This window comes from Neptuniibacter sp. QD48_11, assembly GCF_047778095.1.
Taxonomy (GTDB): Bacteria; Pseudomonadota; Gammaproteobacteria; order Pseudomonadales; family Balneatricaceae; genus Neptuniibacter.
Map to the genome: position 1 here is coordinate 2,623,877 of NZ_CP180551.1, position 16,074 is coordinate 2,639,950.

The window sequence follows — 16,074 nt, forward strand, 5'->3', positions numbered from 1 at the left end:
ACAGTAAGTTATACTGCCGCGCACTTGAGTAGAGCCGGGCAAATTACCTGATTTTTATATGGATTTGCCTCAGTAATAAAAATAAGTTAGCTGGACGAAACTTAAGAACTACTTTTTGATAAGTTTCTATTCCATTGTCATCGCAGTCGGGTGAGGCTGTTCTGCATAAAAATGACAAGAAATCGTACTATTCAGCTCGTGCAGTTAACAAAAAATATAAGAATAATTAAGACATACAAATGCACACCGATGCACCCGAAAAAGACACTGTAAACCAGGGTCAAACTAGCGCAGAAGAGCTAAATACTATTCTGCATTTGCAGAACCAAGTTCTTGAAGAGATCGTTTTAGACGCACAACCCGACTCCATCTTTACGTCGGTTTGTCAGTTTATTGAAAACTGCGTCGCGGATAGTATCGCTTCTATAATGCTACTGAATAGCAGTAATCGACACCTGTCCGTTGTCTGCGCCCCCAGTATTCCTAAAGCATCGCTCGCACTTCTAAATGGTCTAGTACCGAGCCCAGAGGCAGGATCTTGCGGCACTGCTGTGTATACGGGTAACCCTGTTTATGTTTCTAATATAGAACAGGCCGACTGCTGGGAAAGTTTCCGGGATGTTGGCAAAGAATTAGGAATCAAAGCCTGTTGGTCCTATCCAATTCGTATCGATTCTGAACATGTTGCAGGCAGTATTGCAATCTCTAGCCCCAAAACCAGAACACCAACTGCATTCCATCATCAACTTTTAGAAGCAGCTGCCAATATAATTGGTATTGTCCTAAAGAGACAGAAAGCCCAACAGTTCCTAGAACATTCCGAGAACCTTTTACAAAACATCACCAATGCAATGCCGGGTGTTGTTTACCAATATCGATTAACGCCCGATCTCAAGCAGGAATTTATCTATATAGGCCAAGGGATAGAACAAATTTCAGGCGTCTCTGCAGAAGAAGCAACAGAAGACTTTCGCCAATTCTGGAAACAGGTACACCCAGAAGATCAACCAAGCCTGTGGGCAAGTATTATTCATACGAGTCAGCACAAGCTACCTTGGTCACATGAGTTTCGTGTATTCCACCGAAATGGTGATCTACGTTGGATTCGCGGCTCATCTTTACCGGATACTTCCAATAAACTCGACCCTTCGCTTTGGAACGGGGTTTTACTCGATATAACCCCAGAGAAAGCATCTATCGAACAGTTACGCTTAGCGGGTATCGCCTTTTCGAGCACCAATGAAGGGATCATGATTGCCGATTGCAATAATAAGATTATTGATGTCAATCGCGCCTATTCTGATCTCAGCGGTTACAGTCGTGAAGAGTTGATTGGTAAAAGCCCCTCTCTGCTTAAATCACCAAGACATGATAAAGATTTCTTCCAAAACATGTGGGCAGCGCTTGCTGAAGAGGGTCACTGGCAAGGTGAAATATGGAACCGCCGCAAAAATGGTGAGGTAGCGCCTCATTGGGTGAGCATTAATGCCGTTCACGATCCAGAGACGCATAAACTCACTCACTTTGTAAGTGTGAATGCTGATATTAGTAATATCAAAGCCTCTGAAGAAAAGCTCTCTCATCTAGCACACCACGATCCGCTAACGAATCTACCTAACCGCTTGTTGTTTGGCGCTCGACTAGAACATGCCCTGACCCACAGGGAATCTAACGAAAAGATTGCCATGCTTCAGTTAGATCTAGACCGCTTTAAGCACATTAATGACAGCTTAGGTCATAAATATGGTGATCAACTGCTGTTGCAAGTAACAGAGCGTTTAAATAAAACATTAAGTACTCGTGATACCCTTGCACGGATAGGCGGAGATGAATTCGCCATATTACTTGAAGAGTTAGAACACGCAGCTGATGCAGCAACTATTGCCGATGCAATCGTCGAAGCAATGGAACAGCCTTTCCAATTAGATGGTAAAGACTATTTCACCACAGCAAGTATAGGTGTCGCGCTCTCCCCTGATCATGGTGATGATTCAGATACGGTCACTAAAAATGCTGATATCGCACTGAATCAAGCTAAAGATTCAGGTCGTAATAACTACGCATTCTTCCAGCCAGAACTATCGGAAACTGTTGAAGAGTGGATTAGGTTAGAGCCTGAATTGCGAAAAGCTGTGGCAGACAAACAATTTGTACTTTTTTACCAGCCGCAGATGGATGCGACCGGAGAAAAAGTCATTGGTGCTGAAGTACTTATCCGTTGGGAACACCCTGAGATGGGGCTTATTCCTCCTGGACAGTTCCTATCCATTGCCGAAGAAATTGGCTTACTAACAAAGATGGGTAACTGGGTTTTAGAAGAAGCCTGTGCACAACTTTCTCGCTGGAGAAAAGCTGGACTGAATAACTTCCGTTTAGCAGTCAATCTGGCAAGTGACCAGATCACCAAACAAGATCTTCCATCAGAAGTTCAAACGCTGCTGTACAAATACGAAATACCGGCAGATATGTTAGAGCTGGAAATACTAGAGACCTTTCTACTTGAACATGAAAAGGAAGCAACGGCGACTTTCCAAGCGTTGAGGCAACAAGGTGTTCATCTCGCTTTGGATGACTTCGGAACAGGCTACTCTTCGCTACGTTACCTAAAGCAACTGCCCATAACTAAAGTCAAAATTGATCAATCCTTGGTGAGGGATATCCCAAGTGATCCGGACGATGAAGCCATTGCCAAAGCAGTAATTCTACTGGGTCATACCCTAGATCTGAAAGTCTGTGCAGAGGGTGTTGAAACACCTGCTCAACGGGCCTTTTTGGAACAAGAGGGCTGCGATCAGCTCCAAGGCTTCTTATTCAGCAAACCGATCCGACAGGAACAGTTTACTGAATTATTACTCGCCCAAGAGCGGATTCAAGAAGTCGAATACAGTTAAAGCCCTTTAACCCACTCTATTAACCATGGTTCTGCTTCTTCAAGTGGAGCCATGGTTTCACAAGCATCAATCACTAAGTTATCCCCAATTTTTTGTGCCTGCAGCTGCTGCATTAAACTATCCATCAAATAGCCAGCTTCAGCAAAGGTATCGTAGGAACTGTCACCTAAAGCGATTACCCCGTATTTAACCGTCGGCATCTGCGGTAATTGATCTTGTAACTGGTCATAGAAAGACAGTAGGTTATGCGGAATTTCACCCTGCCCTGTTGTTGAGGTACAGATTAAAATCACTTCTGTTTCCGGTATGACAACCTGAGCAATTTCCGGCTTACGTAATAGTTCTACTGAGTGTTGCAGCTCAGTTAACTTTTGTGAGCACATCTCCGCGACATCAAGCGCATTACCGTATACCGAACCTACTACAACCTTAATTACTGCCATTTATAAACCTGCTTTGCATACTGATTGATGCAATAAAATCATTTTGATGTGGAAAGATAATTATATTCGCCATTCTCACCGATTTTCTGGCAATAACCAAGCAGGCTCCTACACTGAAAGAGTAGATCTGTTTATCGGAGGGGATAAGCTATGGGTAACGAAAGTCTTTCTAAACTACTTGATGAATGGGAAGGACGCGCGCGCAAAGTTAACGGTCGCAAGGAAGAGCAGCTTTCCATCTATAAGAGCGATTCGGTCAAGCTCGAAGCCTTAGCCAGCATGTATAAACTTTCCAAGGACGATGTTGTCGCCACCTTAATACATGAGGCGTTAAATGAGTTAGAAGCTAAAATGCCCTACATTCAAGGAAGTAAGGTGATCAGAATTGAAGATGGCGAAGAGATATATGAGGACGCAGGCCCTATGCCTCGCTACCTAGCAGAGCAGAAGAAAGTGCTTGAGGCGTCTTAGCAGCAAAGCCGCCTTACCAACAAAAAATGCCGCAAGGAGTGGTGGCTTGCGGCATTCTCGATTAACTGTAGCAGGTATTAAAACAACTAATTAAAGCGTTTTAAGGTAAGCGATCAGGTAATCCTGCTCAGCTTTATCTGTAATCTCAACGTGACGCATACGAGTGCCTGGTACGAATTGATCGTTACCCGCTACCCACTTACGCAAGTTTTCTTCGTCCCAAGTAATATCTGAGTTACGTAGAGCATCAGAGTAAGCAAAGCGCGGAAGTGCTGCTGCTTTACGGCCAAAAACACCGATCAAACTAGGACCGAAAGCATTTTTGCTTGTATCTAGAGAGTGACAAGATGTGCACTTGTTAAAAATTTCTTTACCCGCAGCCTGCATCATCGCTTCGTCATCAGCGATAGCAACAGAAGATAGAGATACAGAAAGGCTCACAGCAAGTGCAGAAATCATTTTAGTTTTCATAATTCATTTTCCCCTAAATGAATACTTCTTTTACAAACACTCTACTCCTGCTGCAGCGCACAAAAATTGATCTTGCTCAGTTTTTTCTTCGCATATTTATAAAACAGATAGAACATACGAACACAGATCAACAAAACTTAATATAGTGAAATCTTATTTAGCAAAAAGCAGTTTATTCCCAATATTTCAGACACAAAAAACGCAGCCGTAGCTGCGTTTTTATCACTATGCTAAATGCTGATTAAGCTTGTTTAGCAATAATCTCTTTCCACTTAGCTGGGCCTGTAGTGTGAACAGACTCACCAGAGGTATCTACAGCAACAGTTACAGGCATATCCTTAACTTCAAACTCGTAGATCGCTTCCATGCCCATTTCTGGGAATGCAAGCACCTCTGCGTTAGTGATCGCTTTAGATACTAGGTAAGCAGCACCACCCACAGCCATTAGGTAAACAGCTTCGTTGTCTTTAATTGCGTCAATTGCAACAGGACCACGCTCAGACTTACCAATCATGCCCAGAAGGCCTGTGCTTTCGATAACCTGACGAGTGAATTTATCCATACGTGTAGACGTTGTTGGGCCAGCAGGGCCTACAACTTCATCACGAACTGGATCAACTGGGCCTACGTAGTAGATAAAGCGACCTTTAAGATCAACTGGTAGCTCTTCGCCATTGTTTAGCATCTCTACCATTTTCTTGTGCGCTGCATCACGACCTGTCAACATTTTACCGTTCAACAGAATCGTTTCGCCTACTTTCCACTCTTTAACTGCTTCTGGAGTGATCTCATCAAGATTTACACGACGTGTGTTGGAACCCACTTCGAAAGTAACATCTGGCCAATCATCCAAGCTTGGTGGTGTAAGAACCGCTGGGCCACTACCGTTCAATGTAAAGTGAGTGTGGCGAGTCGCTGCACAGTTAGGGATCATGCAAACAGGCAGTGAAGCTGCGTGTGTTGGGTAATCCTTGATTTTGATATCAAGAACAGTGGTCAAACCACCTAGACCCTGAGCACCTATACCTAGTTCGTTAACTGCATCCATGATTTCTAGGCGTAGTTCTTCAACACGGTTCTGTGGACCACGCTCACGTAGCTCGTGAATATCGATTGGATCCATTAGGGATTCTTTCGCCATTACAGCCGCTTTCTCAGCAGTACCACCAATACCTATACCTAGCATGCCAGGTGGACACCAGCCCGCACCCATTGTTGGTACTGTTTTAACAATCCAATCAACGATGCTGTCAGATGGGTTAAGCATAACCATCTTAGATTTGTTTTCAGAACCGCCGCCTTTCGCTGCAACGTGAACTTCTACTTCGTCACCATCAACAATTTCGTAATGAATTACAGCTGGCGTATTATCTTTAGTGTTCTGGCGCTTACCTGCTGGGTCAGCAAGAATAGAAGCACGTAGAACGTTATCAGGATGCATGTATGCACGACGAACACCTTCGTTCACCATGTCAGTTACATTCATTTCAGCATCCCAAGTTACGTTCATGCCTACTTTCAGGAATACAGTAACGATACCTGTGTCCTGACATAGAGGTCGCTTACCTTCAGCACACATACGGGAGTTGATAAGGATCTGCGCCATTGCGTCTTTAGCCGCTGGGTTTTCTTCCTTCAGGTAGGCTTCGTGTACGCCTTGAACAAAATCAAGCGGATGGTAGTAAGAGATAAACTGCAATGCATCAGCAACGCTGCTGATGAAATCGTCTTGGCGGATTACGCTCATTCGGAGACTCCAGTAAAGCTTCTTGTCATAAAGGATCAGGGAGTTAAAACTCAACCATGCTTAGTGCAAACACGCCTGACTCATACCCATTTACTCTCTCTTAAAGGAGAGTTTTTTACTGGAAAGGGAGTATACACCAAAAGTACCGCAATAAGGTGTCGGGCATTGGTAGTACTCACACAATCTTTTTTACTACTTAATGTAGAAACGAGGTATGAGAGCGTATTTATTTGATCTCAAATAAGAAGCGCAGAGCAGTAACAAATGCCAAAGATCAAAAAGGAGCGCCCAGTCGCTTTAGTTATTGGCTGGCGTGACTCTGGATCTAAAGCTAATAGCTTTAATGGTTTGATCACAAAGGGGATGGATAAAAATATCACCAACGCGAAAGGTACAGATCCGTTGATACTCAAAGCCAAGCAACCTAGATATATACAGGTCAGTAGAGCTTTATAAAGTTGAGAGGCTCGAGCATAGCCAATCTTCACCGTTAACGTTTTGATCCCCGCCGCTGTATCTTCTTCGAAATCACGCAGTTCATTACTCAGCAGAAGTAGCGATACAAACAGAGACACAGGGATAGAGATCAAAAAGACCGAATGCGATAGCTCTTTGGCCAGCACATAGTAAGCACCGCTTACCATCAGAACACCCATCAACCAAAACACCAAAAACACCGCTAAACCGCGACGCTTGTAGTTTACCGGCTCAAGCGTATATCCAAGCGCGCCAATGATTCCAATTACTGAGATCAGCAGAAGCAACATCCCAGATACAGCAATGAGGTAACAACCAATGACGGCAGCAAAGAAAATACAGCCTAAACCCAGATTAAAATTAAAACGGATCTGCTGTTGTGAAGCTGAAGAGAGTTGAAGATTGGGCTGGGAAAGGTCGGCGTAGTCATTAATTAGATTAACCCCAGCTTGCAAAAGCAAACCCGCCACTAGGATTAAGCTCGCGAGAAAAGGATCGCCAAAGCCTTCGCGATAGGCACTCAAAATACCTGTTAGACAAACAATCAAAGCAACGCTGAATGAAAACGGCCTCAACGCATGCCTAAACAGGTACTTCTCGGCGATCATCTCATCTACTTCTGACTACTGTACTCAGGTGCGTTTGGTAGATCACGCATCAACAACGCGTATTCTGGATCGGCATTCAGATTCATAGGAATCTTCATAACATGTCCAGAGCCTGGCGCAACATCAGCAGACTTTCCTTTCTTATCGATCATCTCATCAAGTTTAAACTTGTGATTACCTTGAGGCGTCATTAGCTCAAGTGTATCGCCTTTAAGGAAGCGGTTTCGTACATCAATCTCAAGCATGCCATCTGCATAACCAAGCACTTCACCCACAAACTGCTGGTGTACGCCTACAGAGTTACCTGTTTCGTAGTTCTGATACTCATCATGAACATGACGACGGTAGAAGCCTTCTGTGTAACCACGGCTTGCTAGGTTTTCTAGCTCATCCATCAAACTCATGTCAAATGGGCGACCTGCGACTGCATCATCGATCGCTTTACGATAAGTCTGAGCAGTACGTGCCACATAGTAGTGGGACTTAGTACGACCTTCGATCTTCAAAGAATCTACGCCCATTTCAGCAAGACGGTGTACGTGCTGAATTGCTCGAAGATCTTTAGAGTTCATGATGTATGTACCATGCTCATCTTCGAAAGCAGGCATATATTCACCCGGGCGCGTCTCTTCCTGAAGCAGGAAGATCTGATCCGTTGGTTTACCTTCACCCAATGCTGGGTTTACTTCTTCCGCTTTTGGATCAAACTGCTCCACGGGCACTACGTCACCCGATTCATCGACTTTCGCTTCGTGAGCATCGTATTTCCAACGGCAACTATTGGTACAAGTGCCTTGGTTTGGATCACGTTTGTTGATGTAGCCAGATAGCAGGCAACGACCCGAATAAGCGATACAAAGCGCACCGTGAACAAAAACTTCTATCTCCATCTCTGGGCAACGCTGTTTGATCTCTTCTACTTCATCCAGGGACAACTCACGAGATAGGATTACACGCTCAACACCCATGGAGTGCCAGAACTTAACCGCAGCCCAGTTCATGGTATTTGCCTGAACAGACAGGTGAATCGGCACATCAGGGAAATGCTCTTTCACTAAGTAGATCAAGCCTGGATCAGACATAATCAATGCATCCGGCCCCATCGCAATCACTGGGCGCAAGTCATCGATGTATGTTTTTAGCTTACTGTTATGAGGCAGAATGTTACTTGCTAGGAAGAACTTCTTGCCCAACTGGTGAGCCAGATCTATCCCTTCTGCTAGGTTATCCATATTAAAGTCATTGTTACGCACACGTAGACTGTAACGAGGCTGACCGGCATAAACAGCATCTGCACCGTAAGCAAATGCATATTTCATATTTTTCAAAGTCCCTGCAGGGGACAATAATTCTGGATTTAGCATAGTTATGAAGGGACTAGTTAATAAGGTATGAATTAAAAGTTAAAAGATCTGTTAAGCCAGATCTTTTAAAGGAATCTCAAACAGCGGCGTGTAGATAGAGCCATCTTCACCCGGCTTACTTTGAAATAGCACCACCGAATCAGCCAAACTGTACATATCCAGCGCAGGCCACTCTTTTGGTGCTTTAAACGTATTTTTTCCTGGCAAACGGCCTAAGGTCACATGAGGTTTAAAATCATCTTCCTCATAGTTAAGGCCAGCCTCAGTTGCCACATTGATCATCAACTCATGCAGCACCTGCAATTCCTCATGCAGATCAGGTAAAGCAGCAACTAAAGCTAACTTTTTGTTAACTTTGTAATATTCCGCTTTGTTAATATGTACCTGAAAAGAGCTAAAGTCAGCCAATTTTTCGCGGGCACACTTTTCCAACTCTTCAACCTGATTAAGATTGATATCACCTAAGAAACACAAGGTAAGATGATAGCGATCGGAATCCACCCAATTGATTTCTGTTTTGCGGTCAAACTCGCATAATGTATCAGCGTGATCAGCCAACCAACGTACAACAGAATCAGGTAGCGTCAGTGCAAAAAAAGCACGGATGTTCATAGAGGCTTACTATATCCCTATTTTTTTGAGGAATAGCGTATTCTGCCTTCAAGATGACCTGTTGGCAAACCCTGAAAGCAGAATCTCAAATCATTTATGCCGCTCTAACGTTGTTCAAGCAGCAATTGCATATTGTTTAGCTTCTGACGCACCTGCAAGAGATCCTGATTTAACTGACGACGCGTACCGTCAAAGGCACGAATAGCCTGCTCGTTCACTTTCACTTTACGTTCTAGATCAGCATTGCTTTTGCCTTCTAACTTAGCAAGACGATCAGTTAAAGTACGCTGCGCTTTCAAAAGATCTTCCATCTGTTCTTTTGCCAGCTCATTTGTGGTGCGCATCTCAGATTCAACACGCGAAGTAAGTTTAGTCAGTTTAGCCACTTCTGCATTCACAGTTTTCTTTAAACCAGAAACACTCGCCAATTCTTTTTTCTGCTGAGCAATCTGAGATTTTAGAGACTTAACCGTTTTTTCTTGCGCCTGAAGGGTTTTCTTTAAAGCTGCGAGTTCTTTTGCATGCTTCTCAATCAGTGGCTTATTCTTTTTGTGGGCAATATCCCACAACTTAGCAATTTCAGAATCTAACTGTTTGTCTTTCTGCTTTAAAACAGACTCTAACGAGGACACATTGCCTTGAAGCTGCTCACCAGACTCAGCTGCACCCTGCTCTGCTTCTTTCAACAAAGCTTCTAATTGAACAATCTGATCCTGTGCTTTTTCAAACGTTGCCTGTTGAGATTGATACATTTCAAAACCAAAGTAGCCAAGCACAGACACCGCAACGACTAAAATAACCATCACGATGGATTGAACCACACCACCTGATGAGGCTGGCGCTGACGCAGGGGCTGGTGCATCACCAGATCGAGGTCGCATAGCTGAAGACGTTGAGCGGTTTTCACCAGCAGGATCGGCAGGCCCAAAATTCGGTACTTCAATATTATCGTCGTCGCGGTTCATGGCTATCCATATACTAACTAAATTGAAATTCCCGCTATTTTACGCGGAAAAAAAAAGCCCCGCAAAAATGCAGGGCTCTTTAAAGCTTAAATAAGCGAGGGGGATGATTACATCATGCCGCCCATACCGCCCATGCCGCCCATGCCGCCCATATCAGGCATGCCTGCACCACCTTCAGAAGGCTTATCAGCAACCATTGCTTCAGTTGTGATCATAAGACCTGCAACAGATGCAGCCGCTTGTAGTGCTGAACGAGTAACTTTAGCTGGGTCTAGGATACCCATCTCGATCATGTCGCCGTATTCGCCGTTTGCAGCGTTGAAACCGAAGTTACCTTCGCCTTCACGTACTTTAGATACGATTACAGAACCTTCTTCACCCGCGTTACCAACGATCTGACGTAGAGGCGCTTCCATAGCACGGAATGCCAGCTCAACACCTACAGACTGGTCATGGTTGTCACCTTTCAGTTCACCAACAGACGCTAGTGCACGGATAAGTGCAACACCACCACCAGGTACTACACCTTCTTCTACTGCAGCACGAGTTGCGTGAAGTGCGTCTTCTACACGAGCTTTCTTCTCTTTCATTTCTACTTCAGTTGCTGCACCAACTTTGATTACAGCAACACCGCCTGCAAGCTTAGCTACACGCTCTTGCAGCTTTTCACGGTCGTAGTCAGAAGATGTCTCTTCCATCTGCGCACGGATCTGGTTAACACGTGCTTCAATGTTGTCAGCAGCACCGATACCGTCAACGATTGTTGTGTTTTCTTTAGTGATAGAAACGCGCTTAGCTTGACCCAGCTGTTCAAGTGTCGCTTCTTCTAGCGTTAGACCTACTTCTTCAGAGATCACAGTACCGCCAGTAAGGATAGCGATATCTTCTAGCATCGCTTTACGACGATCACCGAAACCAGGCGCTTTAACTGCAGCAACTTTAACGATACCACGCATGTTGTTAACTACTAGCGTTGCTAGCGCTTCGCCTTCTACATCTTCAGCGATGATTAGAAGAGGACGAGATGCTTTAGCTACGTGCTCAAGAATTGGTAGTAGTTCGCGGATGTTTGTAATTTTCTTATCAGCAAGCAGGATGAATGGCTGCTCAACTTCAGCAGACATATTGTCTTGGTTGTTGATGAAGTAAGGAGATAGGTAACCACGGTCAAACTGCATACCTTCAACTACGTCTAGTTCGTTCTCAAGTGCAGAACCTTCTTCTACAGTAATAACGCCTTCTTTACCTACTTTAGCCATCGCTTCAGCGATGATCTCACCAACCTGAGTATCAGCGTTAGCAGAGATAGTACCAACCTGTGCAATTGCTTTATTGTCCGCACATGGAACAGCCATATCCTGAATCTGAGCAACAACAGCTGCTGCTGCTTTGTCGATACCGCGCTTCAGATCCATAGGGTTCATGCCTGCAGCAACAGACTTAAGACCTTCGTTAACGATTGCTTGTGCCAGTACAGTTGCAGTCGTAGTACCATCACCTGCAACATCGTTTGCTTGAGACGCTACTTCTTTAACCATCTGTGCGCCCATGTTTTCGAACTTGTCTTCAAGCTCGATCTCTTTAGCTACAGATACACCGTCTTTTGTTACAGTTGGAGCACCGAAGGCTTTGTCCAGTACAACGTTACGACCTTTAGGGCCCAAAGTAGTTTTAACTGCATCAGCTAGGATGTTTACACCGTCTAGCATGCGTTGACGAGCATCGTTACCAAATAGTACGTCTTTAGCCATTTTCTAAAATCCTGTAATCAAATTCTTTAAACAATTAGGTAAAGCGAAAAGTTCAACCAGAAGATTAGTCTTCCAATACACCGTAAATTTCGCCTTCGCTAAGAATTAGTAGCTCTTCACCGTCAACTTTCACAGTGTTAGCGTAGCCACCAAACAATACTGTATCCCCAACCTGAACAGTCAGCGCTTGACGCTCACCATTTTCCAGAAGACGACCTTCACCCACAGCAATAACTTTACCTTGGTTTGGTTTTTCCTGTGCAGAACCCGGCAGTACGATGCCGCTTGCAGTTGTAGCTTCTTCTTCGTTACGACGAACAACTACACGGTCGTGAAGTGGACGAATTTTCATCTGTTCTTTCTCCTGATCTTTATCTGACCAAAATAAACATATTTGTTTGGAATCGGGACAAACAAACTTAAGTTGTTTTCCCCTTTGAAATTCTAGGTTGGGGCATAAAAAATGAATTCAACACTACCCAACAACTTTTTTGCCTAGAAATTAATCCTTGCGCTCAAACTCACCGTCAATCACATCATTTGAACGAATATTACGGTCTTGTTGCTCATGAGTTTGATGCGTCTGCGATTGATGTTGGAAAGGGTCATTCGCATAGAATTGAGCTGAACTTTGATGTTGCTGCTGCATAGCTATCACACTAAAGCGGCTAAACAATGCTTTCGCAAACGCTTTACGAGTAAATGGCAGTAAACAGCTAAAACCAATCACGTCTGTGACAAAGCCTGGAGTAACTAAAAGAGCACCACCGACAGCAAGCACGATACCTTCTACCATCTCTTGGCCTGGAATCTCACCATTCTGGGCACGCTGCTGCGCTCGTGCCAATGTAGATAAGCCTTGGTAGCGCAACATATTTACGCCTATAAATGCAGACAACAGCACTAAACCAACTGTGTTCCACGCCCCAATTGCTTCACCTACATTGATAAGTACTGTGATTTCAATAATGGGGATGATGATGAACAGCAGAAAAAGAAACTTCATTTATTGCCTCAAAAATAATCGATCGCTCTATAAGAATAGGAGTCATTATAGAGCTTCTAAACAGGTCCTACCTGCCTAAATTTAAACTGGTATTGATCCAGATTTTTTTACTAAACATACCCTTTTCTTTTTATGGTCAGACCAAAAAATTTCAACCCTAAACCACCATTTCCAGTCTAATTTTCACGTTTTAAGTGCTAAAAAATCGTCTAAAAAAAAACCAATACCAAAGTACCTATACTTTTTGCACTGCGAAATTATCATTTAAAAACATACAGTTAGCATCTGCAAAAAATCAAAAAAATACCGGTCATGAGTATATTAAACTTATTGATAAATGAATCTATGGAGCAACAAGTAGACTTTTTTGCGAAAGCGGGATAAGTTTAAATTCTGCACAATGACGCAACGCACAAAAAAGAGTCAAACCGAAGTAAGGTAATCCTAAAATGGAACTCAAAGATAAAGTAATTGTTGTAACTGGTGGTGGCCGTGGTCTTGGTCGTTCAATGGCACTTGAACTAGCTGAACAGGGCGCAAAACTTGCTCTAGCTGACCTAAGCCAAGAAGATCTAGATACGACTGTTGGCCTTTGCATGGAAAAAGGCGTCGAAGCACGCGCTTACATCTGCAACGTAGCTAAAGAAGACGAAGTAGAAAAACTATTCAATGACGTTGTAGCTGATTTCGGCACGCTACACGGTCTAGTTAACAATGCTGGTATCACTCGCGACGGTCTATTCATGAAAGTTGATCGCGAAACTGGCAAAGTTGTTAAGAAGATGTCTATGGACCAGTGGAACCTGGTTATGGATGTTAACCTAACTGGTACTTTCCTATGTGCTCGTGAAGCTGCTGCTCACATGATCGACCTAGGCGTTCCTGGTTGCATCGTAAACATCTCTTCTATCTCTCGTTCAGGTAACATGGGCCAGACTAACTACACAGCAACTAAAGCTGGCGTAGAAGCAATGGCAGTTACTTGGTCTAAAGAGCTAGCTCGCTACGGCATCCGTGCTGCTTCCATCGCTCCAGGTTACATCGGTACTGAGATGGTTATGAGCATGAAACCAGAAGCTCTGGATAAAATTGCTGCAGGCATCCCAGCTAAGCGTCTTGGTAAGCCAGAAGAAATTGCTAAGACTGTTACGTTCATTCTTGAGAATGACTACGTTAGCGGTCGTTGCTTCGAAGTTGACGGCGGCCTACGCGTTTAATCTTCCAAGCTCCATAAAAAAACCGGCTTTCGCCGGTTTTTTTGTGCCTGTTAATTGCTTTTAGATTACTGCTCTTAAGCCCCAATCACTCCGCCATCGTCGCGTGTTATCACTACAATGGTTGAACGCGGCTTACTGTCGCCACCAGCAGGGAAATGCGAAGGCTTACCGTTCTCTCCTGGGTGCTGAATCCCTACGAACATGGTTTTCTGATCTGGAGAGAACGTTAATCCTGTCACTTCACAGGCAACAGGCCCCGTTAAGAAACGATGAATTTCGCCCGTTTCTGGATCTGCACACAACATCTGGTTGTTACCCATACCAGCAAAATCATCGGCATTAGAGTATTTACCATCGGTCATGACCCATAGACGGCCACCTTTGTCGAAACCTAACCCATCCGGGCTATTGAACATATTTTCGGTGCTAATGTTACTACTACCTGCTAACAGCCCTTCTTGATGAATGCTTGGATTGCCCGCGATCAGGAACAGATCCCAACTGAATTCAGTAGCCGTATGGTCACCATCAATTGGTGTCCAACGTACGATCTGTCCGTACTTATTCTCCGCTCGTGGATTTGGCCCACCAACAGGCTGGCCCTCTTTCTTGCCACGATGCTTATTATTCGTCAGTGTGCAGCAAGCACTTGATTTATTAGGGTGCACGGCAACCCATTCAGGTCGATCCATGGTCGTTCCACCCACTTGCGTTGCTGCTAAACGTGTGTGGATAAGTACTTCTGCTTGGCTGTTAAACCCATTCTCTGGTGTTAATCCATTCTTACCGAAAGTGAGTTCCAGCCATTCGCCTTTGCCTTTTAGTTCGTCGTGATCAGCACTGAACTTAGCTACATATAGGGTACCATCAACTAGAAGATCACGATTTCTACTCTGATCATTGGCATCATATTTACCTTTTGATACAAATTTATACAGATGCTCACCGCGCTCATCATCTCCCAGATAGACCACAACATGACCTGAGTCATCAACCATGAGAGCTGCATTCTCATGTTTAAAGCGACCAAGCGCTGTACGCTTAAGCGGCTTAGACTCAGGATCCATCGGATCGATCTCTACCACCCAACCATGACGATTCGGCTCATTTGGGTTTTTAGCCAGATCAAAACGCTGATCAAACTTACTCCACCGATAACGCTTATCTTCCGCCTTTAAACCATAGCGTTGTTGTTCAGCCGGGATGCTATGGGCTTTATCCTCAGTACCAAAATACTTATGGAAGTTTTCTTCACAAGTTAGATATGTGCCCCAAGGCGTTTCACCATTGGCACAGTTATTAAAGGTACCTAATACTTCACGACCCGTTGGATCGGCAGATGTTTTAAGCAGATCATGCCCTGCCGCTGGCCCTGTCAACTGCATTGGGGTATTTGCAGTAATCCTACGATTCAATTTACCACTACGATCAACGATCCAGCCCTTAGCGGTTTGTTGAATTTCAAAAACAGACACGCCGTGTGCATTTTGTGCTTTCAACACATCATCGGCGGTCATCATGTCGCCCTTGTGGTCATACAGAAGATCAGTGTTGGTGTATTCGTTGTTAACAGCTAGTACTGCACGATCGCTAGATAAAGGAAACAATGACATGCCATCGGTATTATCACCAAACTGCAGTGCCTGAGCAGACGCCGGCGCTCGTCCTGTTGGATCAAATTCTGGTGCACCCTCAAAGATAGGGTCCCCCCAAGAGATAAGGTTACTCACCTTATAGCCCTTTGGCACAACCACTGTATCTGCTGTGCTACTGGCAATAGGCTCAAACCCGATAAGCTTACTCTTAACTTTTGTTCGGATTGCTGCCTGTACAGACTGTGCAATAGGTGACATACCGATAAAAGTACCTAAGCCTAGCGCGCCAGCCCCAGCCAAAAAGCTACGACGGCTAACCGCTTTATCTGCTAGCTGAGTAAACTCTGAATCTTGTTCCTGATTTAAATTACTGCATAGATCATGTGAATTGTTATAGCTCATAGTGATTCCACTAAAAAAAATCAAAGTGCATCTTTCCGTATAGCCCTACGCTTG

Annotated in this window: 14 protein-coding genes; 3 read left to right on the forward strand and 11 right to left on the reverse strand. The window is 44.3% G+C overall.

Annotated elements, in window-relative coordinates:
* Nucleotides 1–239: 239 nt before the first annotated feature.
* On the forward strand, nucleotides 240–2,891 hold the full coding sequence (locus tag ACMXYU_RS12150) for an EAL domain-containing protein (protein ID WP_415898882.1): 2,652 nt from the start codon (nucleotides 240–242) through the stop codon (nucleotides 2,889–2,891).
* On the opposite strand, the gene ACMXYU_RS12155 is transcribed toward ACMXYU_RS12150, so the two are convergent.
* Nucleotides 2,888–3,334: a flavodoxin gene (locus tag ACMXYU_RS12155; protein ID WP_415898883.1), complete on the reverse strand. Its 447-nt coding sequence runs from the start codon at nucleotides 3,332–3,334 to the stop codon at nucleotides 2,888–2,890. The two genes, ACMXYU_RS12150 and ACMXYU_RS12155, sit on opposite strands and share 4 nt — an antisense overlap.
* Before the next feature lie 150 nt (nucleotides 3,335–3,484).
* Here ACMXYU_RS12155 and ACMXYU_RS12160 point away from each other — a divergent pair, with 150 nt between their 5' ends.
* Entirely contained in the window at nucleotides 3,485–3,805 is a 321-nt protein-coding gene (locus ACMXYU_RS12160) for a hypothetical protein (RefSeq protein WP_415881968.1), read from the forward strand.
* Nucleotides 3,806–3,895: 90 nt separating this feature from the next.
* Here the strand turns inward: ACMXYU_RS12160 and ACMXYU_RS12165 are convergent, their stop codons facing one another.
* The 9 genes from ACMXYU_RS12165 to ACMXYU_RS12205 all read right to left on the reverse strand — a co-directional run bounded on the left by ACMXYU_RS12165 (nucleotide 3,896) and on the right by ACMXYU_RS12205 (nucleotide 12,806).
* Nucleotides 3,896–4,276: a c-type cytochrome gene (locus ACMXYU_RS12165; RefSeq protein ID WP_415898884.1), complete on the reverse strand. Its 381-nt coding sequence runs from the start codon at nucleotides 4,274–4,276 to the stop codon at nucleotides 3,896–3,898.
* A 241-nt stretch (nucleotides 4,277–4,517) separates the two neighbouring features.
* Nucleotides 4,518–6,023 carry a fumarate hydratase gene (locus ACMXYU_RS12170; RefSeq protein WP_007022383.1) on the reverse strand — a complete coding sequence of 502 codons (1,506 nt, stop codon included), beginning with the start codon at nucleotides 6,021–6,023 and terminating at the stop codon, nucleotides 4,518–4,520.
* A gap of 236 nt (nucleotides 6,024–6,259) precedes the next feature.
* Nucleotides 6,260–7,108 (reverse strand): prenyltransferase, encoded by an 849-nt coding sequence (locus tag ACMXYU_RS12175; RefSeq protein ID WP_415898885.1) that lies wholly within the window; start codon nucleotides 7,106–7,108, stop codon nucleotides 6,260–6,262.
* Between the two features lie 5 nt (nucleotides 7,109–7,113).
* Nucleotides 7,114–8,472 carry a tRNA 5-hydroxyuridine modification protein YegQ gene (gene yegQ / locus ACMXYU_RS12180; RefSeq protein ID WP_415898886.1) on the reverse strand — a complete coding sequence of 453 codons (1,359 nt, stop codon included), beginning with the start codon at nucleotides 8,470–8,472 and terminating at the stop codon, nucleotides 7,114–7,116.
* Nucleotides 8,473–8,523: 51 nt separating this feature from the next.
* Complete coding sequence (thpR, locus tag ACMXYU_RS12185; RefSeq protein ID WP_415898887.1) at nucleotides 8,524–9,084, reverse strand: RNA 2',3'-cyclic phosphodiesterase; 561 nt, start codon at nucleotides 9,082–9,084, stop codon at nucleotides 8,524–8,526.
* Nucleotides 9,085–9,188: 104 nt separating this feature from the next.
* Entirely contained in the window at nucleotides 9,189–10,049 is an 861-nt protein-coding gene (locus ACMXYU_RS12190) for a hypothetical protein (protein WP_415898888.1), read from the reverse strand.
* Between the two features lie 107 nt (nucleotides 10,050–10,156).
* On the reverse strand, nucleotides 10,157–11,800 hold the full coding sequence (gene groL / locus ACMXYU_RS12195; RefSeq protein ID WP_415898889.1) for a chaperonin GroEL: 1,644 nt from the start codon (nucleotides 11,798–11,800) through the stop codon (nucleotides 10,157–10,159).
* A gap of 64 nt (nucleotides 11,801–11,864) precedes the next feature.
* Entirely contained in the window at nucleotides 11,865–12,152 is a 288-nt protein-coding gene (locus ACMXYU_RS12200; RefSeq protein ID WP_415881976.1) for a co-chaperone GroES, read from the reverse strand.
* Nucleotides 12,153–12,302: 150 nt separating this feature from the next.
* Nucleotides 12,303–12,806 carry an FxsA family protein gene (locus ACMXYU_RS12205; RefSeq protein ID WP_415881977.1) on the reverse strand — a complete coding sequence of 168 codons (504 nt, stop codon included), beginning with the start codon at nucleotides 12,804–12,806 and terminating at the stop codon, nucleotides 12,303–12,305.
* A 449-nt stretch (nucleotides 12,807–13,255) separates the two neighbouring features.
* Here ACMXYU_RS12205 and ACMXYU_RS12210 point away from each other — a divergent pair, with 449 nt between their 5' ends.
* On the forward strand, nucleotides 13,256–14,023 hold the full coding sequence (locus tag ACMXYU_RS12210) for an SDR family oxidoreductase (protein WP_415881978.1): 768 nt from the start codon (nucleotides 13,256–13,258) through the stop codon (nucleotides 14,021–14,023).
* A gap of 74 nt (nucleotides 14,024–14,097) precedes the next feature.
* Here the strand turns inward: ACMXYU_RS12210 and ACMXYU_RS12215 are convergent, their stop codons facing one another.
* On the reverse strand, nucleotides 14,098–16,020 hold the full coding sequence (locus ACMXYU_RS12215; RefSeq protein WP_415898890.1) for a PhoX family protein: 1,923 nt from the start codon (nucleotides 16,018–16,020) through the stop codon (nucleotides 14,098–14,100).
* Nucleotides 16,021–16,074 lie beyond the last annotated feature (54 nt).

Excerpts from the sequence above, each read along its gene's own strand:
- ACMXYU_RS12150 (WP_415898882.1), top strand. The coding sequence starts at position 240 with ATGCACACCGATGCACCCGAAAAAGACACTGTAAACCAGGGTCAAACT.
- ACMXYU_RS12155 (WP_415898883.1), bottom strand. The coding sequence starts at position 3,334 with ATGGCAGTAATTAAGGTTGTAGTAGGTTCGGTATACGGTAATGCGCTT.
- ACMXYU_RS12160 (WP_415881968.1), top strand. The coding sequence starts at position 3,485 with ATGGGTAACGAAAGTCTTTCTAAACTACTTGATGAATGGGAAGGACGC.
- ACMXYU_RS12165 (WP_415898884.1), bottom strand. The coding sequence starts at position 4,276 with ATGAAAACTAAAATGATTTCTGCACTTGCTGTGAGCCTTTCTGTATCT.
- ACMXYU_RS12170 (WP_007022383.1), bottom strand. The coding sequence starts at position 6,023 with ATGAGCGTAATCCGCCAAGACGATTTCATCAGCAGCGTTGCTGATGCA.
- ACMXYU_RS12175 (WP_415898885.1), bottom strand. The coding sequence starts at position 7,108 with ATGATCGCCGAGAAGTACCTGTTTAGGCATGCGTTGAGGCCGTTTTCA.
- yegQ (WP_415898886.1), bottom strand. The coding sequence starts at position 8,472 with ATGCTAAATCCAGAATTATTGTCCCCTGCAGGGACTTTGAAAAATATG.
- thpR (WP_415898887.1), bottom strand. The coding sequence starts at position 9,084 with ATGAACATCCGTGCTTTTTTTGCACTGACGCTACCTGATTCTGTTGTA.
- ACMXYU_RS12190 (WP_415898888.1), bottom strand. The coding sequence starts at position 10,049 with ATGAACCGCGACGACGATAATATTGAAGTACCGAATTTTGGGCCTGCC.
- groL (WP_415898889.1), bottom strand. The coding sequence starts at position 11,800 with ATGGCTAAAGACGTACTATTTGGTAACGATGCTCGTCAACGCATGCTA.
- ACMXYU_RS12200 (WP_415881976.1), bottom strand. The coding sequence starts at position 12,152 with ATGAAAATTCGTCCACTTCACGACCGTGTAGTTGTTCGTCGTAACGAA.
- ACMXYU_RS12205 (WP_415881977.1), bottom strand. The coding sequence starts at position 12,806 with ATGAAGTTTCTTTTTCTGCTGTTCATCATCATCCCCATTATTGAAATC.
- ACMXYU_RS12210 (WP_415881978.1), top strand. The coding sequence starts at position 13,256 with ATGGAACTCAAAGATAAAGTAATTGTTGTAACTGGTGGTGGCCGTGGT.
- ACMXYU_RS12215 (WP_415898890.1), bottom strand. The coding sequence starts at position 16,020 with ATGAGCTATAACAATTCACATGATCTATGCAGTAATTTAAATCAGGAA.